A 24,719-nucleotide genomic window follows, 5' to 3' on the forward strand; every position below is an offset into this window, starting at 1 on the left:
AAAGGCTTTTTAAAACTGTTTCAGACTATAGACAAATTCAAAATTTTGAGTTTGTCTATAGTCTTTTTTCTATTTTAATATAGTTTAGTTACAGGTTTAATTAGAAACTACTTCAATGACGGTTTGATAAAGCGAGTGATGCTGTAACCATTGCTATCCAGTCCATTGAAAAAAGTGTGGCAAGAGCTTTTCTAAAATATTTAAGACCATTACAGCTGACAATAGACTCTGAATTCACAGACTTAGGCTCCACTCTGAATAATGAAAAGACAGATGTCTACTTCATACATCCCTATACATCCTGTGAACGTGGTACAAACGAATGTCATAACGGATTAATTAGACGCTACATTCCTAAAGGCAAGTCTATTTTCAACGTTGCGAATGAACCCATCTCACATATTGAAAGCTGGTGTAATTATTTATCTTGTAAAATATTGTGCTATAGAACAGCCGAAGAATGCTTTAAAGAGGAGTTATCCCAATTACTTCATTGACAGTCCGAATCTATCTTCAACTACTTGACATGGAGCCTCTGTGCGCATAAGTCCTAAGCTACGAAGCCAGTTGAACAATACTGACTTTGCCTGCAAAGTCTATCATACTCACCTCTCCATAGAAACTTGCGATGGAATATATTAGTGATTGTAATCTTTTGTCTTCACCATCTAGCAATATGCTATAGAAAATAGCAATTTATCAACGTTTAATTTTTTTTTGCATTTAATATTGCAATTTACGAAAGAACATAGTAGATTAAGTAGTAACTGTTATGTAACAGTTGAGTTGAAATATTATTTCACTTTCTTAGGGGGTTTATTTTGATGGAATCAACAATTGAAAAACGTATTGGATTAAAAGAATTAGAAGACAAAGTGGTAACAGCACAAGAAGCTGCTGCACTTATTTCTGATGGTGATGTTGTAGGAATGAGTGGTTTTACACGAGCAGGTGATGCTAAAGTGGTTCCGATGGCACTTGTTGAACGCGCAAAAAATGAAAAATTCAAAATTGATGTATATACAGGTGCTTCACTAGGCCCTGAAGTTGACAAATATTTAGCTGAGTCAGGTGTTATTCGTAAACGTGGTCCTTTCCAAGCAGATAAAGCGATGCGCACGATGATTAATAAAGGTGAAATTCTGTTTGCTGATATGCATTTATCTCATGGTGCAGAACAATTCCGCCAAGGGATTTTCGGACCTGTTCATTATGCAATTATAGAAGCTACTGCAATTACTCCAGATGGTTATTTAATCCCTACAAATTCTGTTGGTAACAGTCCTATTATTGCTGAGGTAGCTGAAAATATTATTATTGAATTAAATATTTCACATCCAGAATCTCTTATTGGTATTCATGATATCTATGTTCCAAAAAACCAAGGTGAACGTGAACCAATTCCTTTAACAAAAGCATCTGACCGTATTGGTGAAAAAGGGATAAAATTAGATCCTTCTAAAGTTAAAGCTATTGTTATATCACAAGAACCTGATGCGCCTTCACTAATTGTTCCTCCGGATGAAGAAACACAAATAATGGCAAATTACCTATTAGATTTCTTCCGTTCTGAAATTAAAGCTGGGCGATTAACAACTTCTTTACCTCCTATTCAATCTGGTGTTGGATCCGTAGCAAATGCTGTATTAGATGGATTTGCTGACTCTGAATTTGAACACTTAGCAATATATTCAGAAGTGCTACAAGATGCAGCATTTAACCTAATTGATGCAGGAAAAGTTGATTTTGCTTCTGCAACTTCTATTACTCTTTCTGAAGAATTGGGTAAACGAGTTTATGGAAATTTTGAGAAATATGCTGATAAATTGTTATTACGTCCACAAGAAATTTCAAATCATCCAGAAGTAATTCGTCGTTTAGGTTTGATTTCTATTAATACAGCTCTTGAAGTAGATATTTATGGAAATGTAAACTCTACTCATGTGTCTGGTAGCAAAATGATGAATGGTATCGGTGGATCTGGAGATTTTGCACGTAATGCACGTTTAGGTATTTTCGTTACAAAATCATATGCTAAAGGTGGGGTCATTTCATCGATCGTACCGATGGTATCTCACGTTGACCAAACAGAACACGATGTAGATGTGATTGTAACTGAACAAGGTGTAGCTGACCTACGAGGATTAGCTCCTAAAGAACGTGTACCTTTAATAATTAATAACTGTGCACACCCTGACTATAAAGAACAACTTTGGGATTACTACAACGCTGCTGTTGAAGCAACAGGCAATGCACAAACACCACATATTTTAAATCGTGCTTATGAAATGTATGATCTTCTTTCAAAAACAGGCTCAATGAAAAAATAATTTAAATCTATATTTTGAGGGTGACCTAGAACTAAGAATTAATCTAGGTCACCCTTTTCACATGTCAATTAAGGTTCGTATTTTTATATAAAGTGAAACTTCCATCAGTGAGTGTTTTCCGACGTACAGGACGTACCGTTTTTAGTTGGCTTCATCCCCCACTGAAATATAGGAACTCAGGTTAAAAACGCCACGTCCTGTGGCAACACCTGAGTGACCAACATCTTGTTGGCCCGAACCAATCAGTCTTTTAAGGGCAGTTAATCCCCCACCTATCTTTTCATATCTTTCTCAAACTTGAGGCGGGGGCCTTGCTGCCCGTTAATGCGGAATAAAATTGTTTCCTATTTTTTCATTTACACCCCTTCCCCATCGCTTTTATTCACTTTTTCCTTTAAAGATAATCTTATAGAGCTTTCACTTTATACATGATATAATAGTAGCATTGTGAATAAGGAGGTACTTGCATGATTCAAGTAAGTAACGTAGGTCTTCGCTATGGCGACCGTAAGCTATTTGAAGATGTTAATATTAAATTTACACCTGGTAACTGTTACGGTTTAATTGGGGCTAATGGTGCTGGTAAATCTACATTTTTAAAAATTTTATCTGGAGAAATCGAACCACAAGATGGTCACGTTAGTATGAATCCTGGAGAACGTCTTGCTGTTTTAAAACAAAACCACTTCGAATATGAAGATTTTGATGTTTTAGAAACAGTGATGATGGGACACAAACGATTATATGACGTGATGAAAGAGAAAGATGCGATCTATATGAAAGAAGATTTCTCTGATGAGGATGGAATAAGAGCTGCAGAACTCGAAGGCGAGTTTGCAGAAATGAATGGTTGGGAAGCTGAATCAGATGCTGCAATCCTACTTCAAGGCCTTGGAATCCCTGATTCTATGCATCATATGAAAATGGCTGAACTTACTGGTTCTGAAAAAGTAAAAGTTTTACTTGCTCAAGCTCTATTTGGTCAACCTGATGTTTTACTACTTGACGAACCTACCAACCACTTGGATCTTAAAGCAATTCAATGGTTAGAAGAATTCCTTATTAACTTTGAAAACACAGTAATAGTAGTGTCCCATGACCGTCACTTCTTGAACAAAGTATGTACGCATATCGCTGACCTAGACTATTCTAAAATTCAAATTTACGTAGGTAACTATGATTTCTGGTATGAATCTAGTCAATTAGCGCAAAAAATGCTTGCGGATCAAAATAAGAAAAAAGAAGAAAAAATTAAAGAATTACAAGATTTTGTTGCCCGTTTCTCTGCGAATGCATCAAAATCGAAACAAGCAACTTCTCGTAAAAAAATGTTGGAGAAAATCGAATTAGATGATATTAAACCATCTAGCCGTAAATATCCTTATATTAACTTCCAAATAGAACGTGAAATTGGAAATGATGTATTAACTGTTGATGGTCTTTCAAAATCGATTGATGGAGAAGTCCAATTCAAAGATATTCGTTTTACGATGAACAAAGAAGATAAAATTATCTTACTTGGTAATTCCATTGCCAAAACAGCTCTTCTTCAAATTCTTGCAGGTGAAGATGAAGAATTCGAAGGAACTTATAAATGGGGCGTTACAACTTCTCAAAGTTACTTCCCTCTTGATAATGAAGAATTCTTCAAAGGTGGAGAAAAAACGCTTGTTGATTGGTTACGTCAATTTTCACCAGAAGATGAAACAGAAACATTCTTACGTGGTTTCTTAGGACGTATGCTCTTCTCAGGTGAAGAAGTGAAAAAATCTCCATCCGTTCTTTCTGGTGGCGAAAAGGTTCGTTGTATGTTATCTAAAATGATGCTATCTCATTCAAATGTTCTTTTATTAGATGAACCAACTAACCATCTAGATCTTGAATCTATTCAAGCTTTAAACGAAGGATTGATGAATTTTAAAGGCGCTATGATCTTTACTTCACATGACCATCAATTTATCCAAACAATTGCAAATCGTGTTATCGAAATTCGCGATGATGGAACTCTATTAGACAAACAACTTTCTTATGATGAGTACTTAGAGTGGAAAGAAGCTAATAATTTGGACTAGTATCCATATTAAAAAAGCTGCAATTAAAATTGCAGCTTTTTTAATCTATATTTTTAGATTCAATACTATCCTACTTATCTTTTCTAGAATATCAAAAATCCTAAACTGATAATAATCCCTGTGAAAATAAGGACGAATACACAGAATCCCATAATATCTTTCGCTTTTAATCCTGCTATTGCAAGTGCTGGAAGTGCCCAAAATGGCTGAATCATATTTGTCCATGCATCCCCCCACGCAATAGCCATTGCCGTTTTTGCATAATCAATACCTAGTGTTGCAGCTGCATCAAGCATAATAGGCGCTTGAACTGCCCATTGTCCCCCACCAGAAGGAACAAATATGTTTACGATACCAGCCGACCAAAACGCAAATAAAGGGAATGTCGTTTCGTTCGAAATGCTAATAAACCATTCTGAAATAACTGCAGCGAGACCTGATGCTGTCATCATTCCCATGATACCCGCGTAAAAAGGAAATTGGAATACAATTCCGCCAGTTGTTTTAATCGCCTGATTTACTGCCGCTAAAAACTTACGGGGTGTTCCATGGAAGATAATACCTAGAATAATAAGGATCGTATTGATAATATTTAAATTTAAGTCAAATCCTTTTGTAATGAAATGCCAAATAAGATAAGCTAATCCTAAAGCTCCTATTAGCACGGTTATGATTATGCTATTTTCTGAGCGATTGGCAAAGCTATTAGGAAATTGAATGTTACTTTCCTTTTCTTCTATATCATCTTCTAATAATTCAGGATTAACTGAAACTGTCTCTTCCTCTTTCGGCATCATCCAACGATTGAAAAATGGCAACGTTAAAAAGATTACAATTACTATGAACAAATTATATGAGGAAAAAAGTGTTTCTGTCGTTGGTATAACTCCTATTTTCTCAGCAAATGGATGACCTTCTGTTGCGATTGATAAAGGAACTGAACCTGCTAGACCACCATGCCATACAACAAAACCAGAATATGCACTTGCGATTAATAAGCGATAATCTACTTTTGATACATGTCTAGCAATTTCTTTTGCAAATAATGCACCTATTACAAGGCCAAAGCCCCAGTTAATCCAACAAGCTATGATAGAAACAAAACTAACAATAATAATTGCTCGTCCCGGTGTTTTTACTTTGCTTGCAAGTTTACTCAATATTTTTTTAAAAATTGGGCTATTCGCTAATACATGTCCTGCTGCTAAAACTACAACCATTTGCATTGTGAATGCTAATAGTCCCCAAAAACCATCGCCCCAATAGGTTACCATATTCATTGGAGTAGAATCTGTAAATATAAGACCGCAAACAAGAACAAGAGCTGTTAAAATTATTACAAAGACATAAGGATCAGGTAAATATTTTTCCATTAAAGTGTTAGACCATTTTGTAAGAACCTTCAATATATCTCCTCCTCAAAATAACTATATGACGAAGAATGCTAATATATCATTTGATATTTTGATAATATTGAAGTATCTTAAATTTTTTACTTGATATATTTGAATCTACTTTCCAAAAAAGACCAGATTTTATATTAAGTAAATAGTTTTATACGCTTTACAGATTTGGTATAACATTGAATTTAAAAAATTGCATATAAAAAAGGAACACCCCTAAGGATGTTCCTTTTCAAAAAACGTTATTAGAATTTAGTAACGTTAGCTGCTTGTGGTCCACGGTTACCTTCGACTACTTCGAATTCAACTTTTTGACCTTCTTCAAGAGTTTTGAAACCTTCGCCTTGGATAGCTGAGAAGTGTACGAATACATCATCTTCGCCTTCTACTTCGATAAAACCGAAGCCTTTTTCTGCATTAAACCATTTTACTGTACCTTGTTTCATGTGAGATACCTCCAAAAATTTTAAAAATTTTAAATCAATACGCAATTCTTAACCTAGATCAAAGATTTACATATTACAAAAAGTAACTATTCGCCAGCTACGCTTTGTAATACATAAATATGACATATTGAAAATTATGTAATTGATAGAAAGGGGTAAACGAGTTACCCCTATAAGCAGTAAATTAAAGTTTTGTTACATTAGCTGCTTGTGGTCCACGGTTACCTTCAACAACTTCAAATTCAACTTTTTGACCTTCGTCAAGAGTTTTGAAGCCTTCGCCTTGGATAGCGCTGAAGTGTACGAATACATCATTTTCGCCTTCTACTTCGATAAAACCGAAGCCTTTTTCTGAGTTAAACCATTTTACTGTACCTTGTTTCATGTGAGAAAACCTCCAAAAAAAATAAAAGTGAACAAATAAAATTTTAACCACAAACAAAAATTCACATATTACATAAAGTACCGAGACAAGCCGATCACTTTTTGTAATATGTGAATGGAAGTTTGCGGTAAATCAATTTCATTTGTTGTATTAAGTATACCACTTTCAAAATGATTGTCAACAAAATTGAAGAATTTCCAAAAAGTTTATTACTTTCAGTTATTTAAGTTCTTCCCATATAATGCCATGATAAGTTTGAATATCGTCATCACAAGCTTCACAAAATTGAATTTCATCATCTGACCAAAATGCCCAGAACCTATCTTTTTTTAACTCATAATGCGTGTATCTTTGTTTAAAACGTTCAATCATTTTATTTAAATAACTTTTAGCCTTCTCATAATCTTCAAAAGTTTTTTCTTCTACTATATATTCTTGCCAACCATCAAATTGCCACCATGGCTCATAATCGGCTTTCATATAAATAATTCTATACATCAATTCCATCCTTCTTCTAATAAATTTGATAAAATGTTCATAATATCCGCTTAGATATATCTATATAACAAAATTAAAATGTGATAAAATTACTATACACATTATTATAAAATAATCACAAATAATCGGAGGATTATCGTTATGTTTTCATCAATAAGACCTAAAATAGAAATAGATCAACTTTTAGAAAGAGGCACAGATATTTCCATCGACGGCCGATTTAAAAATACTTTATCATTTAATCATTTTACACATAAAGACGAAGCTACGTTAAAAGAATTGTATAAAATGTTTCTTAACACAAGCCCATCAATTAAAGACTTTTTCGTTTCTTATATTGAAGAGATTTCACCAAATAAGCGTAACCATATAGATGAAAAGTTTATAGAACAATACTTACATACATTCTTTAACACACAAAGAGATGAAAACTACATTCATAAAGTAATCAGTTTTTATCATATGCTTAAACGCTATAAATGTGAAGCTGGAAAAACTATTGTTTTACTTAATCAGTTTTCCTTTTATGTAACATCTCATATATTGTATAACTTTGGGTTCAAACCTGCCAAAGCTTTTAACTTACTACGTTCTTTTCAAGCAGCGATTAATATTGAACATGAACTATTGATAGAGGTTATAACTGAAAGTACACTTGAACACTCTGTGACTGGAGTTTCTTCACTCATGGATACAACATCTCAAATAATGTTTATGAAAGATTTAGTCATCAATTTAGACCAACAATCAAACGAAATACAATCATCATCAGCAGCAACAGAAGAAATATCTGCATCTATCAATGAAGTGGCTAAAAATTCAAGTAAAATTTCCGAAAAAACTGCAGAATCTGTTAAGTATGCTACAACTTCTAAAAATAAAATCAGTTCTTCTTTAAATGACATAGTTAAGACTGGTGAAACATTTTCTAATATCGTTCTTTCTTTTGATGAATTACAAAAACGCGTAAATGATATCGAAAAAGTAGTCACATTAATAACGAACATTGCAGATCAAACTAATTTGCTTGCTTTAAATGCGTCAATTGAAGCTGCAAGAGCTGGCGAACATGGAAAAGGATTTGCAGTTGTTGCACAAGAGGTTCGGAAACTTGCCGAGAATACTGTTTCGGCATTAAGTGAAGTGACTACTAATGTACATCATTTAAAAGATTACTCAAAAAATGTGGCAGACTCTATATCTGAGACTACAACTATTATTAAAGTTGCTACAAACGATGCTAAAAACTCACTTCCCCTTCTTACTCAGATTGTTCAAATTATTGAAGAAATCAATAGTGATGTAACACAAACAGCCGCAATTTCCGAAGAACAGGCATCTGCGGCTGACGAAATTTCAAATCGTATGATTCAGATTACCAATTTACAAGAAGATATTAGAGAATTGGCGCATTCTACTTCATTAGGAATACATCAATTAGGAGATGAAATAAATCACTTTAGATTAAGTTTAATCGACAATAGTAACGCCAAACTTTCTAGTCTTGCCCTACTGCAACTTTCAAAGGCAGATCATATTTTGTGGAAATGGCGAATTTATAATATGTTCCTAGGAATTGAAAATATTCAAGAAGGTGAAGTATCTTCTCATAAAGATTGCCGACTTGGTAAATGGTATACATCAGAAAAAGCACAACAAACTTTTGGTCATGAGAATGTATTTAAAGAACTTGATTATTATCATCAAGAAGTACATAACCAAGCTTTGATAGCTGTTCAATTATATAAAAAAGGCAAGATTGAAGAAGCTGAACAAGCTCTATCTAAATTAGAATTATCTTCTAATGAAGTGCTCAATAAGATTAATTATTTAATCGAAAAAATTGAGCAGCAACGATTAATGGCACTTTAATATTCGGTTTACTCTATTTATAAGTTAAAAAGCTGATAAACGTTGATTTATCAGCTTTTTTATTATTTCAAAAAATAGTCAATAATCTTCATCATATTTATCCATTTTAAATATTTAACACGCAACAATCATAATAAGTACTAAAAATTACTTAAAGACTAAAAAGTCCGCTATAATAATTTTAGAAAAAACTCTTATATGTTTGTTAAAATGAAACTTTCTTTCGCTTCATTCGTACATAAAATAAGAGCGATAGAAGGAGGAAAATTCATGCTCAAATTCGGACAATTTTTATTAAGAAATTTTCTTAACCTACTCATTGCAATGACCACTTTAATGATATGTAATTGGAGTTTTGATATTAATTTTTGGATAAGCTCTCTTTTAGCAATTGTAAGTTATTTGCTATCAAATATAATCATTAAGAATATTCAATACTTACGCTATTTGAAGAGAAATGGTCTCAATCGTTCTGAATATAAACATATTCAAGAACAGTTAGCAGAAGCTTATTCGCTACTTAAAAACTTAAACAGAAACTATACTAAAGTTCGTTCTATCTCTATGTTCAAACAACTTTTAGAGATGAATCGTTTAGCTAAACGAATTTATCATATAGTTAAAAAAAGTCCAAAAAAGTTCTATCAAGCAGAACAGTTTTTCTATGCTCATTTACATTCAGCTAGTGAATTAACTGAGAAGTATGTTCTTTTATCTACACAACCTATTAAGAACAAAGAAATTCATCTAGCTTTACAAGAAACGCGTGAAACATTAGAGGACTTAAACAATGTTATGCAGAAAGATTTACAATCAGTACTTGCTACAGATATTGAAGAACTTAAAATGGAGTTAGACTTTGCGCAACTTTCAACAGCTCAAAATCAAACTTCTGCAACTATGAGAGGAGAATCTAAATGACAAATTCATCTTCCAATCCTACGCCATCGATGGATGATTTATTAAGTAATCCGTTTGAATTACAACCGGAACCTAAGCTTTCAAATGAGCCATCACCGACTGAACAAAAAGCACCTTCTGTTCTTGAACGATTATCCGATGAAGACCAAAAAAAAGCACATCAATTAGCCGAGCAAATTCCAGTTGGTAACTATGAGTCTATTCTAACTTATGGTGCAAATGCTCAAAATGAACTTTCTCGATTTTCACATCAAATGCTCGACCATGTTCAACGAAAAGATATTGGTCCAGTTGGAGATATTTTAAAAGACTTAATGGAAAAATTAAATGAATTGGACCCTGAAGAATTACAACAAGAAAAAAAGTCTGGTATTCGAAAATTTTTCAAAAGAGTCTCTCGTTCCCTTCAAGAACTTATGACTAAATACCAGAAATTAAGTACACAGATTGATCGTATTGGTATTCAACTAGAACATTCAAAACAAGGACTTGTTGATGATGTTCATATGCTCGATCAACTATATGAACAAAACAAAATTTACTTTCAAGCATTAAATGTATATATTGCTGCAGCAGAGCTTAAAAAAGAGGAAATTATTAGTGAAATGCTTCCCAAATTAAAACACAAAGCAGAAGCCTCACAAGACCAAATGGATGTACAAGAATTTAATGACTTAACACAATTCGTTGATCGTCTTGAAAAAAGAATTTACGATTTACAGTTGTCACGTCAGATAACAATTCAAACAGCACCACAAATTCGTATGATTCAGCAAACCAATCAAACGTTAGCTGAGAAAATCCAGTCATCTATTATGACAGCCATTCCTTTATGGAAAAACCAAATTGCCATTGCATTAACATTAAACAATCAACGTAAAGCTGTTGAAGCACAAAAACAAGTGACAAAAACAACGAATGACTTGTTACTGAAGAACTCTGAAATGTTAAAAGTAAACACAATTGAAACAGCTAAGGAAAATGAAAGAGGCCTTGTAGAAATCGAAACGTTGAAAAAAACACAAGAGAATTTAATTTCTACTATCGAAGAAACTCTTCAAATACAAGCCGATGGACGTCAAAAACGAAAAGCTGCTGAGATTGAAATCGCAAGAATGGAAGAAGATTTAAAACAAAGACTCCTATCCATTCATACAAAACATCAACAAGAACGATCATCATTTTAAACAAAAAGACTATCTTAAAGAGTTCTGCGACCTTTAAGATAGCCTTTTTTATTTTCTATATTTTATTGACTTTGAATAACAAGTGAAATCATTTTACGTAAAAGCCTAATCGTTATATCAGTAAACTTTTCTACACTATCGGCAGTTACTGTATGTGAACCATAAATCATATGGAATAACTGCAATTGTTCCTCTCCTGGAATTTCATTGTTTAGAAACAAGTGAAGTACTTCAATATTCTGTTTTTCTGCTTCTAACACTGCATCAAGAGTGTCTTTTACACCATTTTGTGCATATTCAAATGCTGAAGGCTCTCCATCTGAAAAAAGAAGTAGAAAACGATGTTTTTCATTTCTTTGTTTTAACCGTTTAGTCATCCAGCGAATGGCAAAACCATCTCTATTATCTTCGTGGGCTGTAAGGGACATTATGGATGCCCCATTATCCTTTTGGTTGTCCTCAAATTTGTGTAGCCATTCAAACGTATTCGGTTGAATTTCTGGCGTTGCTTCATATGCGTCCTCATAAAAGCCAACAATTTCATGAGGAATATCCATTTGTCTCAAAACATCGTGAAATAACAAAACAGCTTTTTTTGTTTCATCCATTTTATCAATCATTGAGGCTGAACAATCTATTAGTAATCCAAAAACAGCATCTAACGGTTTAGCAGGTGCAGTTTTCTTATAAAAAGGTTTACATCGTTCTTCCAAAAGTAGATTTATTAATTTAGATGAGTCTAATCTTCCCTTTGTTAAATGATCTCGTTTGGCAATTTCTTTTTGAGTCAATCTTTTTCTAAACTCTGACGTTAGAGCTTTCACACTTGGTGCTTGTTCTGCACGCCAAGTGGCAAGGTTAGTTAGCGTTTGAAGAGTTTTTGTAGTTTCTATTCTTTTTTCCTCAAACACTACATTTACGTTTTCTTTGCCATATTGCTGTCCCGCTTGCTGCTTTTTTCTGGGGATTTTTTTATTTACATTATGATTAGCTTTTTGTGGTGTCGCATTTGCATTTGAGACTCCACCTGTGCCCTCTTCAGAAATTTGGTTTCCTTCTTGCCCTTCCTCCGATTCTACACTAAATGCTTTACCTGCATTTCCGCGTTGCAACTCAAAACGTAGATGAACACCTGTTTCTTCTTTTGTTTCTCTATGCCATGTTCGGAATAATTGTTCAATCGTTTCTTTTGCATCGTTTTGGTTGCCACATTCTTGCCCTTTTACACCTCTATGTTCATGAGATTTTACTGCCTCTGGAATTGAATCCATTAATGCATAATAATCCAGAACTAAATCTCTACTTATTTGCTCTTCGATAATGGGTATTATTCTATACACCAAATCGATACTTTGTTGCGTTTTCTTAACATCATAAATTTGTTGAAAAGGGTAAAGCAAAGGTTCAAATTTGTTGGACACATCATTTTCTGGAAGGTTAATCATTCCTTCATTTGCAGCCAGGTATAAATAATTGATGCAAGCATCTGCTAGTAAACCTTTTTGAGCATTTGCTTCAAATCGATGTTTATATGATTCAATATATGTTTTCTTTCTAATTTGAATCGCTTTAGCAATACCTGGCCTTTTTTGTACGACAAGGTCCATTAACCTAAATTCTTCAATTAGGAGGACAAGTTGCTTTAAAAAATTTTTTAATGGATGGATTCGAATTTCTTCTTCAAATTCTAAATACGCATTTACATCAAAATGACACCAAAAGCCTAATGTCAGTATATAGATATCTGATAATCTGCCTAAGTGCATCGTTTCTTTATCACGATGACGCCAAAAAACGCTCATTGCAATTTGTTGTTCTTGAGGTCTCATTTCGATTAACTGTCTTTCGGACATAGACAAAAATGGTGCATTCGAAAGAGCTCTAGCTAACTGTTCATAATGTAACATTTGTCTAGGATCTATTTGTTCGTTGTTAAATTGTATAAATCGACTAAGTTCGGCCATCTAAAAACCTCACTTTATCCATGTTTTTGCTAATTCAATGACTAAATCTTTTTCACTTTGGTCATCTAGCTTTTCTGCTACCGCGTATCGAATAGCTCGTATAGGTTCGATATGCTGAGCTAATTCTGTAGCATCAAGTAAACTACGAATAGAAGCTGCTTCTTCACTCAAAAGTCCATTCATCACTTGTTGTTTTAAATCTTCCGCTAAATTTAACATAAGTGTGAGTAAATCAGTTGAAACGTTAGGGAATCTTTTTTGCCATAATTCTTTTAATTGTTGACCATTTAAGTATGGAATACTAAAAGAAACAAAACGATTTTTCAAGGCTTCATTCATGGGTGTAGTACCAATATACCCTTCATTTATAGCAGCAACTACACTAAAGTCGGGATGAGCTTGAATAACTTCCCCTGTAAATGGATTTGTTAACATTCGACGATAGTCTAAAACACTATGTAAAATCGGCAAGGTTTCTGCTTTTGCCATATTTATCTCATCAATATAAAGTAAATGACCTTGTTTCATCGCTTTTACAACAGGGCCTTCTACAAATTCTATTAATGTTTTCCCTTCTTTTTGAACCATCGTTTTAAAACCTAATAAACTTTCAGCATCCAGATCAACAGAACAGTTAATACTATGCATTGGTTGATAAAAGAAGTTTGAAATAGATTCTGCTAGTTTTGTTTTACCTGAACCCGCAGGACCTTTCAATAATATAGCTTTTTTTAATGTTACACTAAGTAGAATATCGTCCCATAAATAATCATTTGGTGAAATGTAACCGCCTTTACCAATCAGTAACTGATCATCTTCTGTATGTTTTCTATTTTTGCGAATTGATTGTTCTTGCAAGATGATCTCTTTCATATGAATCACTTCCTTTTTCTTTAATATAAAGCATCTATAACTACTATAATCATTAATAGGTATATTGCGTTTGATACTTGTTACTCCAAATATTATGTATTGGATCTGTAAAAATAAAAACAGCTTTCCGCTCACATTGGTAAGCGAAAAGCTGTTTTTATTACTTCTACTTATTCAAAGTAGTTTTTGTAATAGCCACCCACATGTCCGGTATTATCGATGACGAAATAGAATTCTTCTGTTTCGTTTTTCACTTCATATTCTTTTCCAACTGTTAATACATTTGAAACTAAATATTTTTTTGCATTCGTATGCTTACATGTTACTTTCTTAATAGTCGGTGCATTTTTCCAATCTAAATGAATCATTCTTTTAAACAACCTCTCTTAACTAAAGTCAAGCTTGATCCAATTACAAAAAATAATTGCATAAGCTTACTCCCCATTCATTCGGGTATATTACATATATTTCTTATTTTAAACGATTTCCATAAATTTGTCCTATAAATATGCTGATTTTATCGAAAAAGTTTAAACAAGATTGGTCATCCACTATGAAATGGAAGTAGAAGAAGGATATGTTACTATTAGAATAAGAATTTTAAGGGGGTGTCTTGCTTGTTATCTTTTGGTGGCGTTCCAGCTTGGTTTTTTATTATCGCTTTTGCTTTTTTTATCGTATTTTTTATCGTTGCAGAATGGATTACGAGAAAATAATAATTTTCTTATATTCAAATTACTTATTGTTTAAATTTTAAATAGTCGTGGAATACTTACCCCATCAAGCGCAACATCAGCGGGGGCGATTGCATTCTACTGACCGTTAATGTGAAATTTATTTAATAGGGTTACCTCTAATTAAAAATTTATTGCAAGCCTTGCTTTTCATCGAACTAACACCCTCTTCAATTTTTTTGTAACAATTCTTGATGGTGTTATTACGGCTCTCTATTAATAGTGTGAAAAAACTTTCGAAATTTGTGTAAGGGATGGATGATTTTACGATGAGACTCACTAATCAGGGAAAGAAATTTATCAAAAATTTAACAGCTGATAATAAGTACCATCTGCTCCGCTTTTATGCAGTTGCAGATCGTAACGGGATGAAGTTTGCCGCAGATATTGATACCCCGATTCATACTGATATTATTATGGAAATAGAAGGTATACATGTTGCATTATCCCCTAAATTACTACCTGTATTAAAAGATAAGATTATTCACTCAGAAACAGTTAATGGAGTGACTGGTATCGTTGTTTTAGATGAAAAGCATACACATTTAATTCGTTCAAATTAATAAAGGGCGTGTCTTAAATTTTTTGAGACACGCCCTTTTCGTCGAGAAAGTTTGATTTGACCACACAGGAGCAATACTTCACAGCTAGTGATAATAGGTTATTATCTTTCCTACATCTTATTATTCTTTTAAATAATCTACAATTACCTTCCCTATTTCAGCAATACATTTCTTACCAGTAAATCCGTCATTCCATCCTTGCGTTAGAACAGCTACATATAGCTTTTTTTGTCGATAGTTTATAATGGCGACATCATGATCTACACCCGTTAATCCACCTGTTTTATGATAATAGCGTATTTCTTCATCAAATGTATAAGCTGGTAACATGTCCTCAAACTGTTGATTTCCCAATATTCTTAGAGCATCTGAACGTTGACTATCATTTAACACTCCACCTGGCTCACCTATTTGTTGCAACATTAAAATCATATCTTTTGCTGTTGTATAATTATCGAATCCATTTTGTACAGCACTTTCATCCATAAAATAGCGTTCAATCTTACTACCCTTACAACCTATCTTTTGCATTAAGTGGTTGACATGATGCATGGAGTTACTATGCAATAAGGCATTCGAAGCCGTATTGTCAGATACAATAATCATTAATTCCATTAAGTTGCGATATGTAAAAGGTAATTTCCCAGTTATAAATGGTATTACCCCAGCACCTTCTACGATTAATTCTTCAGGAATAGTAGCTACGGTATCTAATCGATCATTTAAATTTAAATAAGAAGCTAATAGAATAGGTATTTTGATAGTACTAGCTGCACGGAACAATTGATCTTCTTTATAGAGAAACGATTGCTCACCATCTATAATAGCGACACTTACTTGATAATCCTGATAACTATTGATGATTTTTTGACATTCTACAGCTAATTGTGAAAATAACATTCCCTTCCCCCTTCGATTATTGATTTGTTTGATATTCTAAGATGGCCTTTATAAACACTTCCCCATATTTTTCTAGTTTATTTTCCCCTACACCATTTACTTCTAAGAACTCTTGAGAATTTGTTGGCTTTTTGGCACACATATCTTTTAAAGACTTATCTGAAAAAATAACAAAAGGTGGAACATTTGATTGATCTGCTAGTTGCTTGCGAATGATTCTTAGTTCTTCAAATAATGGGTCTGTTTCTACAATTTGTTTTGTGACGACAACACCACGTCTTTCTACCTTACGTTTTCCTAGGAGGACTTCTTTTCCCTTCGCCGATACGTATACAGTGGGCATTGAACCTTGGTTTACTGCCAATAATTCCTCAGCAATCATATATTCGATAAAATTGGTTACATCTTTTATGGTCATTTCTTTCAATAAACCGTAAGTCGATAAACTTTCAAAGCCAAAACTTTTTATCTTTTGATTTTTTGACCCGACAAGTACTTGTGCTACCATTGTTTTTCCAAATTTTTGGCCCATTCTAATAACGCATGATAAAACTTTTTGACAATCTACTGTAACATCGAATACTTCTCTGTCATCCAAACAGTTACTGCATTTTCCACATGTTTCTTCAGAATTCTCACCAAAATATTGAACGATATATTGTTGCAAGCAATTTTCTGTATGACAATAGTCAACCATACTTTGTAGTTTTTTTAATTCTGAAGGAATACGTTCTCGATCATCGGTTTGGTCTATTAAAAAGCGTTGTGTTTGTACGTCTTGCGGAGAATATAGCAAAATACATTGGCTTGGTAATCCATCACGACCTGCTCTACCCGCTTCTTGATAATAGCTTTCCATATTCTTAGGTAATTGATAATGTATAACATATCTAACATTAGATTTATCAATTCCCATTCCAAATGCATTCGTCGCAACAATAACAGAAGCTTCATCATGTAAAAAGCGGTTTTGTTCACTTTGCCTTAAAGACTCTGATAATCCTGCATGATATTTTGCTACAGAATGCCCTGCTTTTTTTAGTACTTCATATAAATGATCGACCGTTTTCCTTGTAGCAGCATAGATAATTCCTACTTCTTTTAAATTTTTCTTTACAAAATCCTTGACGTAAAGTTCTTTGTTTTGTCCAATTAGTACTGAAAAATTTAAATTATCTCGTGCAAAACCTGTAATAACGGTATTTTCCTCTGAAATATTGAGCTGTTGACAAATATCTTCACGAACATCAGGCGTTGCTGTTGCGGTTAAAGCAACTACTGTGGGCTGTTTTTCAAATAGATTCATCAATCGTCCAATTGAACGATAACTTGGGCGAAAATCATGCCCCCATTGTGAAATACAATGCGCTTCATCTACTGCTATTAATGGTACGGGTAGTGAGGCTAATAGATTTCTAAAAGACTCTGATTCCAATCGTTCAGGCGCAATATATAAAAGTTTATAGTGTCCTTTTTGAGCATTTTGTATTGTTTGTTGAAATTCTTGCTGATTTAAAGAACTATTAATGTAGGCTGCTTCAATTCCCATATCAAGTAGAGTATCGACCTGATCTTGCATTAATGAGATTAAAGGAGACACTACGATCGTAGTACCTTCAAGCATAAGTGCTGGAATTTGATAACATACTGATTTTCCTCCACCAGTTGGCATGACACATAAAGAGGAATCCCCCGCTAAAACATGTTCTATAATTTTTTCCTGGCCTAAACGAAATTGTTTGTAACCAAAAAATTGTTGTAAATATTGGTTTGCTTTTTCGATCATTCGATGTAAATCACCTTTCATTTGCTTTCCTATTATTGTATCATCTTCGTACTATTTTTACCTTTATGGAATAAATATGACATTGTATTTTTAGTGTGTTTTTCCTATAAATTATATTACTATTTTAAAAAGTTTTTTCACTTCATAAATTCAATCTTTTCAGCAATTTAAAAAAAACGTATAATGTACTAGTTGTAAAAATAAATAAGGAGTCTTTCAAATTATGTGGTTTTTATTTTCAATACTGACTGCTCTTGCATGGGGCGGTGCAGATTTATTCTATAAAAGGGGCTCAGATAGTAATGATAAATACAGTCATCTGAAGATTGTTGTAATTGTTGGATTAGTAATGGGGATTCATGCTACGGGCTATATGCTGTATAAAGGCATAGACTTTAGACTATTCGACATGGTGAAATATTTGCCTGTATCATTCTTTTACATTTCTTCAATGACAGTGGGCTATATTGGTTTGCGTTATTTGGAACTGTCGATTTCTTCACCAGTACAAAACTCATCTGGTGCTATTACAGCAATTCTACTTTTTATCTTCTTTAAACAAGACATTGATTGGATTCATATCTTAGGGGTAATAATTATTACCGCTGGGGTCATTGGTATTGCTATAGTAGAAAAACAAGAAGAGAACAAATTGATGCGTTTGCAAAATACAGTAATCGATAAAAAATACCAACTTGGTTTTATGGCCGTCATTTTTCCAATCATCTATGCATTATTAGATGGAGCTGGTACATTTGCTGATGGTATTTATCTTGATGAACTCAAACTTATGAGCGAAGATGCAGCTTTATTGGCTTATGAATATACGTTCTTCATTTGTGCAGCAATTGCATTTATCTATTTGAAGGCTATTAAAAAAGTACAATTTAACGTTTTCAAAGAACGTGATAAAGCATTTGCAGCAATCTTAGAAACAACTGGGCAATTTTTCTATGTCTATGCAATGAGTGCATATGCTATAATCGCTGCACCATTAATAGCATCATATAGTATTTTCTCTGTCATTCTATCTAGAATTTTCTTAAAAGAAAAACTATCTTCTAAACATTATGTTGTTATTACAATCGTAATGATCGGCATCATTTTACTTGGTATTGCAGACGAATTATAATCTAGATTTCAAGATAAAATCCTACTTGCAAATTTATGCGAGTAGGATTTTTATTAGGCATATTTATTTTTAAAATAAAATACAACTAAAACAATTAAAACAATAAATACAACGACACCCCAAATCATAATAAAGCCCATTGTATTTCCATATAGTTTAATCTTTTCATTGCTATTTTCGCTTAGTAAAGTACTTTGATGATTCGCTAAATATTCCGCCACTTCTAGCATATGTCCAAACTTTTCTTTAGAAAAATTATTGTTCAATCTAATTTGTAAATTTTGATAATAAATATCATCCCATTTATATGGATTCATCTCAAAAGGTTCACCCATATTTGTTTCCCAGAAGTTTATATTTTTTTCATTTATAACTTTTACAATTTCATCTTTTTCCGTAGGATGATCGACAATATATTGAATCATTAATGTTCGTCTTTGAATTGTATCTTCTATAGCTATGATCTGTTTTAATGTATCCATTATGAATCTCCCTCTACGTTATTCAATACTATTGTAGAGCAAAAGTTATTAGAACGTTAGTGTGTTCACAAATTAGTAAGATTCTATTTCTACTTTGGTTTACGTTTAAAATATAGATGCACCAAAATTACGGCTAACGGAGGAAATACAAATAAAAAAACATTTGTAATTTTATAAATAATAAACATCGCCAACAGGCTTATAAAAAAACTAACTATGTACCAAAACCACATGTTTATATGCACACTCCAAATATTTTTTCTTTAGTATACACCATTCACTTCTCTTCATGATGTTTCAGAATAATATTACGGATAAAATCTTCGTCTTCTTTTTCAATTTTATAATATGAATAGGGATTCATATGATTTGTAAAAATAACTTCCTGATTTTCTTTGACAACCCATAAATCATAATTACTTACTACAATGTTTTGGGTTTCATCTTTAAATTGAATACAGTAAGTTGGTAGTCCTTTTATATCATTTTCATCTAACTTAATATTTCTACCATTATTAAAAGCATCCATGCTTTTTTGATAAAATTTTTCATCTCTAATTGTTTCTAGTATCTGAATATTTCTATCTTCTTTTACTATACCGATTTGTGTTGAATAATTTGGTTTAATACAACCATTGAGAATTAAAGTGAGTAGGCAAAAGCATAACCACATCAATCTTTTCATCGCTTTTATCCTCCTGCGAGTAAATGATTAATCTTATTATTACCCAAATAATTATGATAATTATTCATTTACCTATTTACTTTGCTGCTTTAAAGCGTTAAACTGTTGTACTAATAGATAATGAATTTCGAGGAGGAAATTTTATGAAAGATTTTTTCAATAAACTATTAACCGGTATGAGTATTGGTATAGTTGTTTCTTTAATTCCAAATGCGTTGGTAGGGGAAATTTTTAAACTCCTCATTCCAGATGCACCATTTTTACAGCACATTTTAAATTTAACAATCATTACTATGAGTATGTTACCAGCAATGATTGGCGTTACAGTAGGGATGACTTTTAAATTAACTCCTATTCAAACTGCTAGTATCGGTTTAGCAGCTGTTGTAGGAAGTGGTGTTATTACCATGAAAGATGGAATTATGACACTTTCTGGGATTGGTGTTGTATTAAATACTGGGATTACTGCAGCTTTAGCGGTATTATTTGTTCAATTTATAGGGGTAAAATTAAAGGACTATACAATTTTATTGATGCCAACACTTTCTATTTTTATCCCTGGTTTAATTGGTTATGTATTATTGCCTTACGTAAAAGCTGGTACTGGTGTAATCGGCACTGGCATTCAACATGTAACTACATTACAACCCGTTGCAATGGGAGCAATCATTGCTGTTATCTTCTGCTTACTAATACTGTCCCCTCTTTCTACTGTAGGTGTAGCAACTGTGATCATGCTTTCAGGAATAGGGTCTGGTGCTGCAAACTTAGGGATTGTTTCTGCAGGTGTCGGTTTGTGCATAGCTAGCTATAAAGTAAATTCTCTTGGAACAGCTCTTGCTCATGTACTCGGCTCACCTAAAATTCAAATGCGTAATTTTTTCATGAAACCTAAAATGGCTTTTCCTATGCTAATTACAGCTGCCATATTAGGAGGGTTAGCTGGAATTTTCAACATTCAAGGTACACCAATGAGTGCAGGCTTCGGTCTATCAGGTTTAATCGGTCCATTAAACTACATTAATTTGACAGCAGATGGTTGGTCAACAACGAATATTACAATTATGGTGACTATGTTCTTTATACTTCCGATACTCTTAAATGTTGTTTTACTAAGATTGTTTGAACATAAATTTAAGATGATTGAGGCAAATGACTATAAAATATCAATCGAATAATCTTTTTATAATATAATGTGATTTCATATGGAGCTAGTTTTACGAATACTCAGTTATTGATATTAGTTCACTAGTTCCATTATTGTTTATCTTTTGTTCTTTAAAACTCAAATTATTTCCAATCAAATATCTATCATATAATAATAATATTTGATATAATGATGGAATGAAATAATTGGAGGATTTTTTACATATGAAACAGAGTGAACTTCGTAAACGCATGCTTCGCAATGAAGACAAAATGAAATACCTAGATGCAGATTTACGTGTACTGCAAGCAAAATTTGATATTGAATATACACGTTTCTTAAAAAAAATTGGTTTAATCGATTATGATGATATTTTTGAAAAGAAAGCAACTATAGGAAAACTCTTTCAAGACCTACCCGAAAGTAGCCCCATTAAAAAAGCCTATCACAAGCATTTCAAACATTTTCTTGCTGAGATGTTTTTCAATCTATCAATCGAAAACAATCATTTTAAAATAGAAGTATTTATCAATAATGATGAATATATTGTTTTAGACGAAGATAAATCAAAGATTAAGCCTTTAATCGGTGATGTTCATAAAGCAATTGAAGAAATTCAAGCTGAATATATGGCTATTCAACAAAAATTTGTTGATTTACGTTATGATTTAATGCAATCTGGTGAAGAATTAGTGAAAGAAAAAAATATTCTCCAATCAGAATTAGACAAATCGCAACTAAACTAGTAAATTCTGAAAATACTGTTTGTTTCACTTTTTCCGTTTAGTAATATACAATATTTACGGAAGAATATCATTTATTTTTAAATTAAGGAGGGTTTCTTATGGGACTTGCAAGCATCGGTGTGCCCGGATTAATCGTTATTCTTGTAATTGCATTGATTGTATTCGGACCTTCCAAACTACCACAAATAGGTAAAGCTGCTGGTGATACTATTCGTGAATTCAAAAACTCTACTCAAGAGCTTAGAGACGATGTATCAATAACAAAAAAATCTGACGAAAATAAATCCGATTCAGATAAATAACTTTTAAGAGGCTGTCTTGTAAGTAAAATACTTACGGACAGCCTCTTCTTATAAATTTCCTGATGAATTCTACCATTACTTATGAAGTAAGTCATGGACCTAAGGGTATTAACATTAGAGTTCAAGTTATAATTGATGGAGAGAAATTTAGAAAGCAATAAAAATAATAAATTAGCTTATGAATTTTTGATGAATAAATTGGTTTCATGCTTTCCCCTGAAAGATTATATCTTTTCTTTATTGCTTTATACATTTACTTCTGATAATATTAAGCCACATAGTTATTCATTTACATTTTATATCATATTAAAAGAGAGAATTCGAAATGAATTCTCTCTTTTAAAGTTTTATATGTGATTATTTTCTTCTGTTACAGAAATCCCTTTTAATTTCTTCGGCTTTTTTGCTGATATGAATATAGTACTCAATATGCAAAAAGTGCCAATCCATTCAGGAATTCCAAAAGATACATGAAGAAATAGCACTGATAAGATAGATGCAGTAAGAGGTTCCACACATGCAAGTACACTCGCTACTGTCGGTTTTACATATCGAAAACTTTCAAGAAAGAAAAAGAAAGCTAAAAGTGTGCCAAATATGATAATATACACAAAACTGGAGAATGACAAAACAGACCATGTTCCCTCGAACTTCCATGGTGGATGAACAAAACTAAAGGCTATTCCACCAATTAGCATCCCCCACCCTACTACAACAGTAGAACCGTATCTCGCTAATAATTTTACAGGGTGCAAAGTATAAAAAGCCAATGCAAATGCTGATGTAATTCCCCAAAACAACGCTTTACCTGATATAGACAAACCTGTAAGTTTACCGTGAGTCACTAATAGGATTGTTCCTAATACAGCCATCAATACAGCTATAGCTTCATATTTATTTGGGAGCTTGCGATTTCTACCAACGATATAAACAACAATTATTACTGGCGATAAGTATTGTAAAACTGTTGCAGTTGCAGCATTGCCGTATTTAATTGCTGCAAAATATGTATATTGTACTGCGACCATGCCCGCTATACTAAATAAAAGGATACTAATCACATCATGTTTACTTTTCCATATAGACCAGATACGTTTATGTTCTTTACGATAATTAAGAACTAACAATAATAGACCAGCTAATAGCAATCTTTGATCAACTAACCACTCTATACTAAATCCATTCTCCTGAACTAAAAATTGAGCTAAAGTTCCAGCTCCAGCCCAAAAGATCGCTGCCAACAGAACCAAAACAATGCCTTTAAACTGACTGTCTTTTTCAGTCATCTAATTACCCCCGAAAACCATTATCAAAATCATTAATGATTATTGTATCATCTATAATTCTTTTGACAATAGAAAAAGAGATATCCAGTTTACTTTCTGAATATCTCTTTATGGGTCGGGACAGAATCGAACTGCCGACACTTAGAGCTTCAATCTAATGCTCTACCAACTGAGCTACCGACCCAGTATGGAGGAGGAAGAGGGATTCGAACCCCCGCGCGGTTTGACCCGCCTGTCGGTTTTCAAGACCGATCCCTTCAGCCAGACTTGGGTATTCCTCCATTTTGGAGCGGAAGACGGGGATCGAACCCGCGACCCTCACCTTGGGAAGGTGATGTTCTACCACTAAACTACTTCCGCAAAAAATTTTTTTACAATAGTTATTGTAACACTATTATTAAATTCATGCTAATTTTCTATCTCACTCTCTTTCTAAGTAATGTTTAAACCACAATAGTAAGAGCTTGTAGTAATAGCAAGGAAGCTTACCATTCACAGCAGAAAGCTTCCTCTATTATAGAAAAATATATTAATTTGACTTATTCTTTTAAAACATAAGCTGCTAATACACTTTGAATTTTATAAATATCTGATTGTTTAGTGAACCTCTTCTCGATTGGTTCACCACTATTAGACAACCAAATTTTTAGTTCTGCTTCAAAATCAAAAGTACCAGCTGTCTCAATGGAGAAGTGTACTACGCTTCTATAAGGAATAGAGTGATATTCTATTTTCTTTCCTGTTACCCCTTGTTTATCAATCAATATTAATCGTTTATCTGTAAAAACAAAGAGGTCTCTAATTAACTTATATGCTTGCTCAACTTTTTCATTTTTCGCAATTAGATCTTTTATCTCAGAATGAATAATTTCTTTGCTTACTTCTGTCGCATTCCCCATCAAATTATCAAATAATCCCAGTATAGCTCCTCCTGTTCATATAAAATGAAACTTCTATAATCGGTTAATGCGAGAAAAAATATATGCAGATTAGATATCTGTACAA

The 24,719-nt window shown here is 32.9% G+C and carries 23 protein-coding genes, 3 tRNA genes and 1 pseudogene; 11 read left to right on the top strand and 16 right to left on the bottom strand.

From position 1 onward, the window contains the following. Positions 1-178: 178 nt before the first annotated feature. The 3 genes and pseudogenes from D1606_RS19390 to D1606_RS08885 all read left to right on the top strand — a co-directional run. Positions 179-497 (top strand): annotated as a pseudogene (locus D1606_RS19390) (IS30 family transposase); the annotation flags it as partial. Positions 498-824: 327 nt separating this feature from the next. After that, positions 825-2,330, top strand: a complete 1,506-nt coding sequence (locus D1606_RS08880) for a succinyl-CoA:acetate CoA-transferase ScpC (protein WP_119415659.1) — start codon at positions 825-827, stop codon at positions 2,328-2,330. Between the two features lie 467 nt (positions 2,331-2,797). Continuing rightward, the gene (locus D1606_RS08885) at positions 2,798-4,402 is read left to right on the top strand and encodes an ABC-F family ATP-binding cassette domain-containing protein (RefSeq protein ID WP_119415660.1); all 1,605 of its coding nucleotides are present in this window, start codon (positions 2,798-2,800) and stop codon (positions 4,400-4,402) included. An 83-nt stretch (positions 4,403-4,485) separates the two neighbouring features. On the opposite strand, the gene D1606_RS08890 is transcribed toward D1606_RS08885, so the two are convergent. The 4 genes from D1606_RS08890 to D1606_RS08905 form a co-directional block, all read right to left on the bottom strand. Further along, positions 4,486-5,808 carry a short-chain fatty acid transporter gene (locus D1606_RS08890; protein ID WP_119415661.1) on the bottom strand — a complete coding sequence of 441 codons (1,323 nt, stop codon included), beginning with the start codon at positions 5,806-5,808 and terminating at the stop codon, positions 4,486-4,488. 242 nt (positions 5,809-6,050) lie between these two features. After that, on the bottom strand, positions 6,051-6,251 hold the full coding sequence (locus tag D1606_RS08895) for a cold-shock protein (RefSeq protein WP_119415662.1): 201 nt from the start codon (positions 6,249-6,251) through the stop codon (positions 6,051-6,053). Between the two features lie 184 nt (positions 6,252-6,435). Beyond that, entirely contained in the window at positions 6,436-6,636 is a 201-nt protein-coding gene (locus tag D1606_RS08900; protein WP_102692015.1) for a cold-shock protein, read from the bottom strand. A 219-nt stretch (positions 6,637-6,855) separates the two neighbouring features. Continuing rightward, positions 6,856-7,134 carry a DUF1033 family protein gene (locus D1606_RS08905; protein WP_119415663.1) on the bottom strand — a complete coding sequence of 93 codons (279 nt, stop codon included), beginning with the start codon at positions 7,132-7,134 and terminating at the stop codon, positions 6,856-6,858. Between the two features lie 141 nt (positions 7,135-7,275). Between D1606_RS08905 and D1606_RS08910 the strand changes: the two genes are divergently transcribed. From D1606_RS08910 to D1606_RS08920, 3 genes are all read left to right on the top strand, one after another. After that, positions 7,276-9,006 carry a globin-coupled sensor protein gene (locus D1606_RS08910; RefSeq protein ID WP_119415664.1) on the top strand — a complete coding sequence of 577 codons (1,731 nt, stop codon included), beginning with the start codon at positions 7,276-7,278 and terminating at the stop codon, positions 9,004-9,006. Positions 9,007-9,276: 270 nt separating this feature from the next. Beyond that, positions 9,277-9,927, top strand: coding sequence for a 5-bromo-4-chloroindolyl phosphate hydrolysis family protein (locus D1606_RS08915; protein ID WP_158582348.1), 651 nt, complete (start codon positions 9,277-9,279; stop codon positions 9,925-9,927). After that, positions 9,924-11,114 (top strand): toxic anion resistance protein, encoded by a 1,191-nt coding sequence (locus D1606_RS08920; RefSeq protein ID WP_119415666.1) that lies wholly within the window; start codon positions 9,924-9,926, stop codon positions 11,112-11,114. Before D1606_RS08915 ends, D1606_RS08920 begins: the two co-directional genes overlap by 4 nt. Positions 11,115-11,176: 62 nt before the next feature. Here D1606_RS08920 and D1606_RS08925 read toward each other — a convergent pair whose 3' ends face one another. The 3 genes from D1606_RS08925 to D1606_RS08935 all read right to left on the bottom strand — a co-directional run bounded on the left by D1606_RS08925 (position 11,177) and on the right by D1606_RS08935 (position 14,319). Next, the gene (locus tag D1606_RS08925) at positions 11,177-13,078 is read right to left on the bottom strand and encodes a vWA domain-containing protein (protein WP_119415667.1); all 1,902 of its coding nucleotides are present in this window, start codon (positions 13,076-13,078) and stop codon (positions 11,177-11,179) included. Positions 13,079-13,087: 9 nt separating this feature from the next. Further along, positions 13,088-13,951 (bottom strand): ATP-binding protein, encoded by an 864-nt coding sequence (locus tag D1606_RS08930; protein WP_119415668.1) that lies wholly within the window; start codon positions 13,949-13,951, stop codon positions 13,088-13,090. Between the two features lie 170 nt (positions 13,952-14,121). Beyond that, a complete protein-coding gene (locus D1606_RS08935; RefSeq protein WP_119415669.1) occupies positions 14,122-14,319 on the bottom strand; it encodes a DUF6501 family protein in 198 nt (65 codons plus the stop codon). Between the two features lie 635 nt (positions 14,320-14,954). On the opposite strand from D1606_RS08935, the gene D1606_RS08940 reads away from it, so the two are divergent. Next, positions 14,955-15,248, top strand: coding sequence for a hypothetical protein (locus tag D1606_RS08940; RefSeq protein WP_119415670.1), 294 nt, complete (start codon positions 14,955-14,957; stop codon positions 15,246-15,248). Positions 15,249-15,368: 120 nt separating this feature from the next. On the opposite strand, the gene D1606_RS08945 is transcribed toward D1606_RS08940, so the two are convergent. After that, positions 15,369-16,148, bottom strand: coding sequence for a serine hydrolase (locus D1606_RS08945; RefSeq protein ID WP_119415671.1), 780 nt, complete (start codon positions 16,146-16,148; stop codon positions 15,369-15,371). A 16-nt stretch (positions 16,149-16,164) separates the two neighbouring features. Further along, positions 16,165-17,934: a DNA helicase RecQ gene (gene recQ / locus D1606_RS08950; protein WP_119415695.1), complete on the bottom strand. Its 1,770-nt coding sequence runs from the start codon at positions 17,932-17,934 to the stop codon at positions 16,165-16,167. 223 nt (positions 17,935-18,157) lie between these two features. Here recQ and D1606_RS08955 point away from each other — a divergent pair, with 223 nt between their 5' ends. Then, positions 18,158-19,066 (top strand): EamA family transporter, encoded by a 909-nt coding sequence (locus D1606_RS08955; RefSeq protein ID WP_119415672.1) that lies wholly within the window; start codon positions 18,158-18,160, stop codon positions 19,064-19,066. Between the two features lie 53 nt (positions 19,067-19,119). Here D1606_RS08955 and D1606_RS08960 read toward each other — a convergent pair whose 3' ends face one another. After that, positions 19,120-19,548: a hypothetical protein gene (locus D1606_RS08960; RefSeq protein WP_119415673.1), complete on the bottom strand. Its 429-nt coding sequence runs from the start codon at positions 19,546-19,548 to the stop codon at positions 19,120-19,122. 277 nt (positions 19,549-19,825) lie between these two features. After that, positions 19,826-20,233: a hypothetical protein gene (locus D1606_RS08965; protein WP_119415674.1), complete on the bottom strand. Its 408-nt coding sequence runs from the start codon at positions 20,231-20,233 to the stop codon at positions 19,826-19,828. 143 nt (positions 20,234-20,376) lie between these two features. On the opposite strand from D1606_RS08965, the gene D1606_RS08970 reads away from it, so the two are divergent. The 3 genes from D1606_RS08970 to D1606_RS08980 all read left to right on the top strand — a co-directional run bounded on the left by D1606_RS08970 (position 20,377) and on the right by D1606_RS08980 (position 22,428). Further along, the gene (locus D1606_RS08970) at positions 20,377-21,411 is read left to right on the top strand and encodes a PTS sugar transporter subunit IIC (RefSeq protein WP_119415675.1); all 1,035 of its coding nucleotides are present in this window, start codon (positions 20,377-20,379) and stop codon (positions 21,409-21,411) included. Positions 21,412-21,604: 193 nt separating this feature from the next. Further along, positions 21,605-22,126, top strand: a complete 522-nt coding sequence (locus tag D1606_RS08975; protein ID WP_119415676.1) for a hypothetical protein — start codon at positions 21,605-21,607, stop codon at positions 22,124-22,126. Between the two features lie 98 nt (positions 22,127-22,224). Then, on the top strand, positions 22,225-22,428 hold the full coding sequence (locus D1606_RS08980) for a twin-arginine translocase TatA/TatE family subunit (protein ID WP_119415677.1): 204 nt from the start codon (positions 22,225-22,227) through the stop codon (positions 22,426-22,428). 347 nt (positions 22,429-22,775) lie between these two features. On the opposite strand, the gene D1606_RS08985 is transcribed toward D1606_RS08980, so the two are convergent. The 5 genes from D1606_RS08985 to D1606_RS09005 form a co-directional block, all read right to left on the bottom strand. Beyond that, entirely contained in the window at positions 22,776-23,714 is a 939-nt protein-coding gene (locus D1606_RS08985) for a DMT family transporter (protein WP_119415678.1), read from the bottom strand. Positions 23,715-23,825: 111 nt separating this feature from the next. Continuing rightward, positions 23,826-23,898, bottom strand: a tRNA-Phe gene (locus D1606_RS08990). Positions 23,899-23,902: 4 nt separating this feature from the next. Continuing rightward, positions 23,903-23,995: transfer RNA gene (locus D1606_RS08995), tRNA-Ser, on the bottom strand. A gap of 4 nt (positions 23,996-23,999) precedes the next feature. Further along, positions 24,000-24,074, bottom strand: a tRNA-Gly gene (locus tag D1606_RS09000). A gap of 179 nt (positions 24,075-24,253) precedes the next feature. Then, complete coding sequence (locus tag D1606_RS09005; protein WP_119415679.1) at positions 24,254-24,634, bottom strand: PH domain-containing protein; 381 nt, start codon at positions 24,632-24,634, stop codon at positions 24,254-24,256. Positions 24,635-24,719 lie beyond the last annotated feature (85 nt).

It is taken from the genome of Rummeliibacillus sp. POC4 (assembly GCF_003576525.1).
Taxonomy (GTDB): Bacteria; Bacillota; Bacilli; order Bacillales_A; family Planococcaceae; genus Rummeliibacillus.

Bases quoted from the DNA above. Each gene is read 5' to 3' on its own strand.
- D1606_RS08915 (WP_158582348.1), top strand. From the start codon at position 9,277: ATGCTCAAATTCGGACAATTTTTATTAAGAAATTTTCTTAACCTACTC.
- D1606_RS08900 (WP_102692015.1), bottom strand. From the start codon at position 6,636: ATGAAACAAGGTACAGTAAAATGGTTTAACTCAGAAAAAGGCTTCGGT.
- D1606_RS08925 (WP_119415667.1), bottom strand. From the start codon at position 13,078: ATGGCCGAACTTAGTCGATTTATACAATTTAACAACGAACAAATAGAT.
- recQ (WP_119415695.1), bottom strand. From the start codon at position 17,934: ATGATCGAAAAAGCAAACCAATATTTACAACAATTTTTTGGTTACAAA.
- D1606_RS08910 (WP_119415664.1), top strand. From the start codon at position 7,276: ATGTTTTCATCAATAAGACCTAAAATAGAAATAGATCAACTTTTAGAA.
- D1606_RS08970 (WP_119415675.1), top strand. From the start codon at position 20,377: ATGAAAGATTTTTTCAATAAACTATTAACCGGTATGAGTATTGGTATA.
- D1606_RS08940 (WP_119415670.1), top strand. From the start codon at position 14,955: ATGAGACTCACTAATCAGGGAAAGAAATTTATCAAAAATTTAACAGCT.
- D1606_RS08960 (WP_119415673.1), bottom strand. From the start codon at position 19,548: ATGGATACATTAAAACAGATCATAGCTATAGAAGATACAATTCAAAGA.
- D1606_RS08975 (WP_119415676.1), top strand. From the start codon at position 21,605: ATGAAACAGAGTGAACTTCGTAAACGCATGCTTCGCAATGAAGACAAA.
- D1606_RS08895 (WP_119415662.1), bottom strand. From the start codon at position 6,251: ATGAAACAAGGTACAGTAAAATGGTTTAATGCAGAAAAAGGCTTCGGT.
- D1606_RS08935 (WP_119415669.1), bottom strand. From the start codon at position 14,319: ATGATTCATTTAGATTGGAAAAATGCACCGACTATTAAGAAAGTAACA.
- D1606_RS08920 (WP_119415666.1), top strand. From the start codon at position 9,924: ATGACAAATTCATCTTCCAATCCTACGCCATCGATGGATGATTTATTA.
- D1606_RS08980 (WP_119415677.1), top strand. From the start codon at position 22,225: ATGGGACTTGCAAGCATCGGTGTGCCCGGATTAATCGTTATTCTTGTA.
- D1606_RS08880 (WP_119415659.1), top strand. From the start codon at position 825: ATGGAATCAACAATTGAAAAACGTATTGGATTAAAAGAATTAGAAGAC.
- D1606_RS08905 (WP_119415663.1), bottom strand. From the start codon at position 7,134: ATGTATAGAATTATTTATATGAAAGCCGATTATGAGCCATGGTGGCAA.
- D1606_RS08930 (WP_119415668.1), bottom strand. From the start codon at position 13,951: ATGAAAGAGATCATCTTGCAAGAACAATCAATTCGCAAAAATAGAAAA.
- D1606_RS08955 (WP_119415672.1), top strand. From the start codon at position 18,158: ATGTGGTTTTTATTTTCAATACTGACTGCTCTTGCATGGGGCGGTGCA.
- D1606_RS08885 (WP_119415660.1), top strand. From the start codon at position 2,798: ATGATTCAAGTAAGTAACGTAGGTCTTCGCTATGGCGACCGTAAGCTA.
- D1606_RS08985 (WP_119415678.1), bottom strand. From the start codon at position 23,714: ATGACTGAAAAAGACAGTCAGTTTAAAGGCATTGTTTTGGTTCTGTTG.
- D1606_RS08945 (WP_119415671.1), bottom strand. From the start codon at position 16,148: ATGTTATTTTCACAATTAGCTGTAGAATGTCAAAAAATCATCAATAGT.
- D1606_RS08965 (WP_119415674.1), bottom strand. From the start codon at position 20,233: ATGAAAAGATTGATGTGGTTATGCTTTTGCCTACTCACTTTAATTCTC.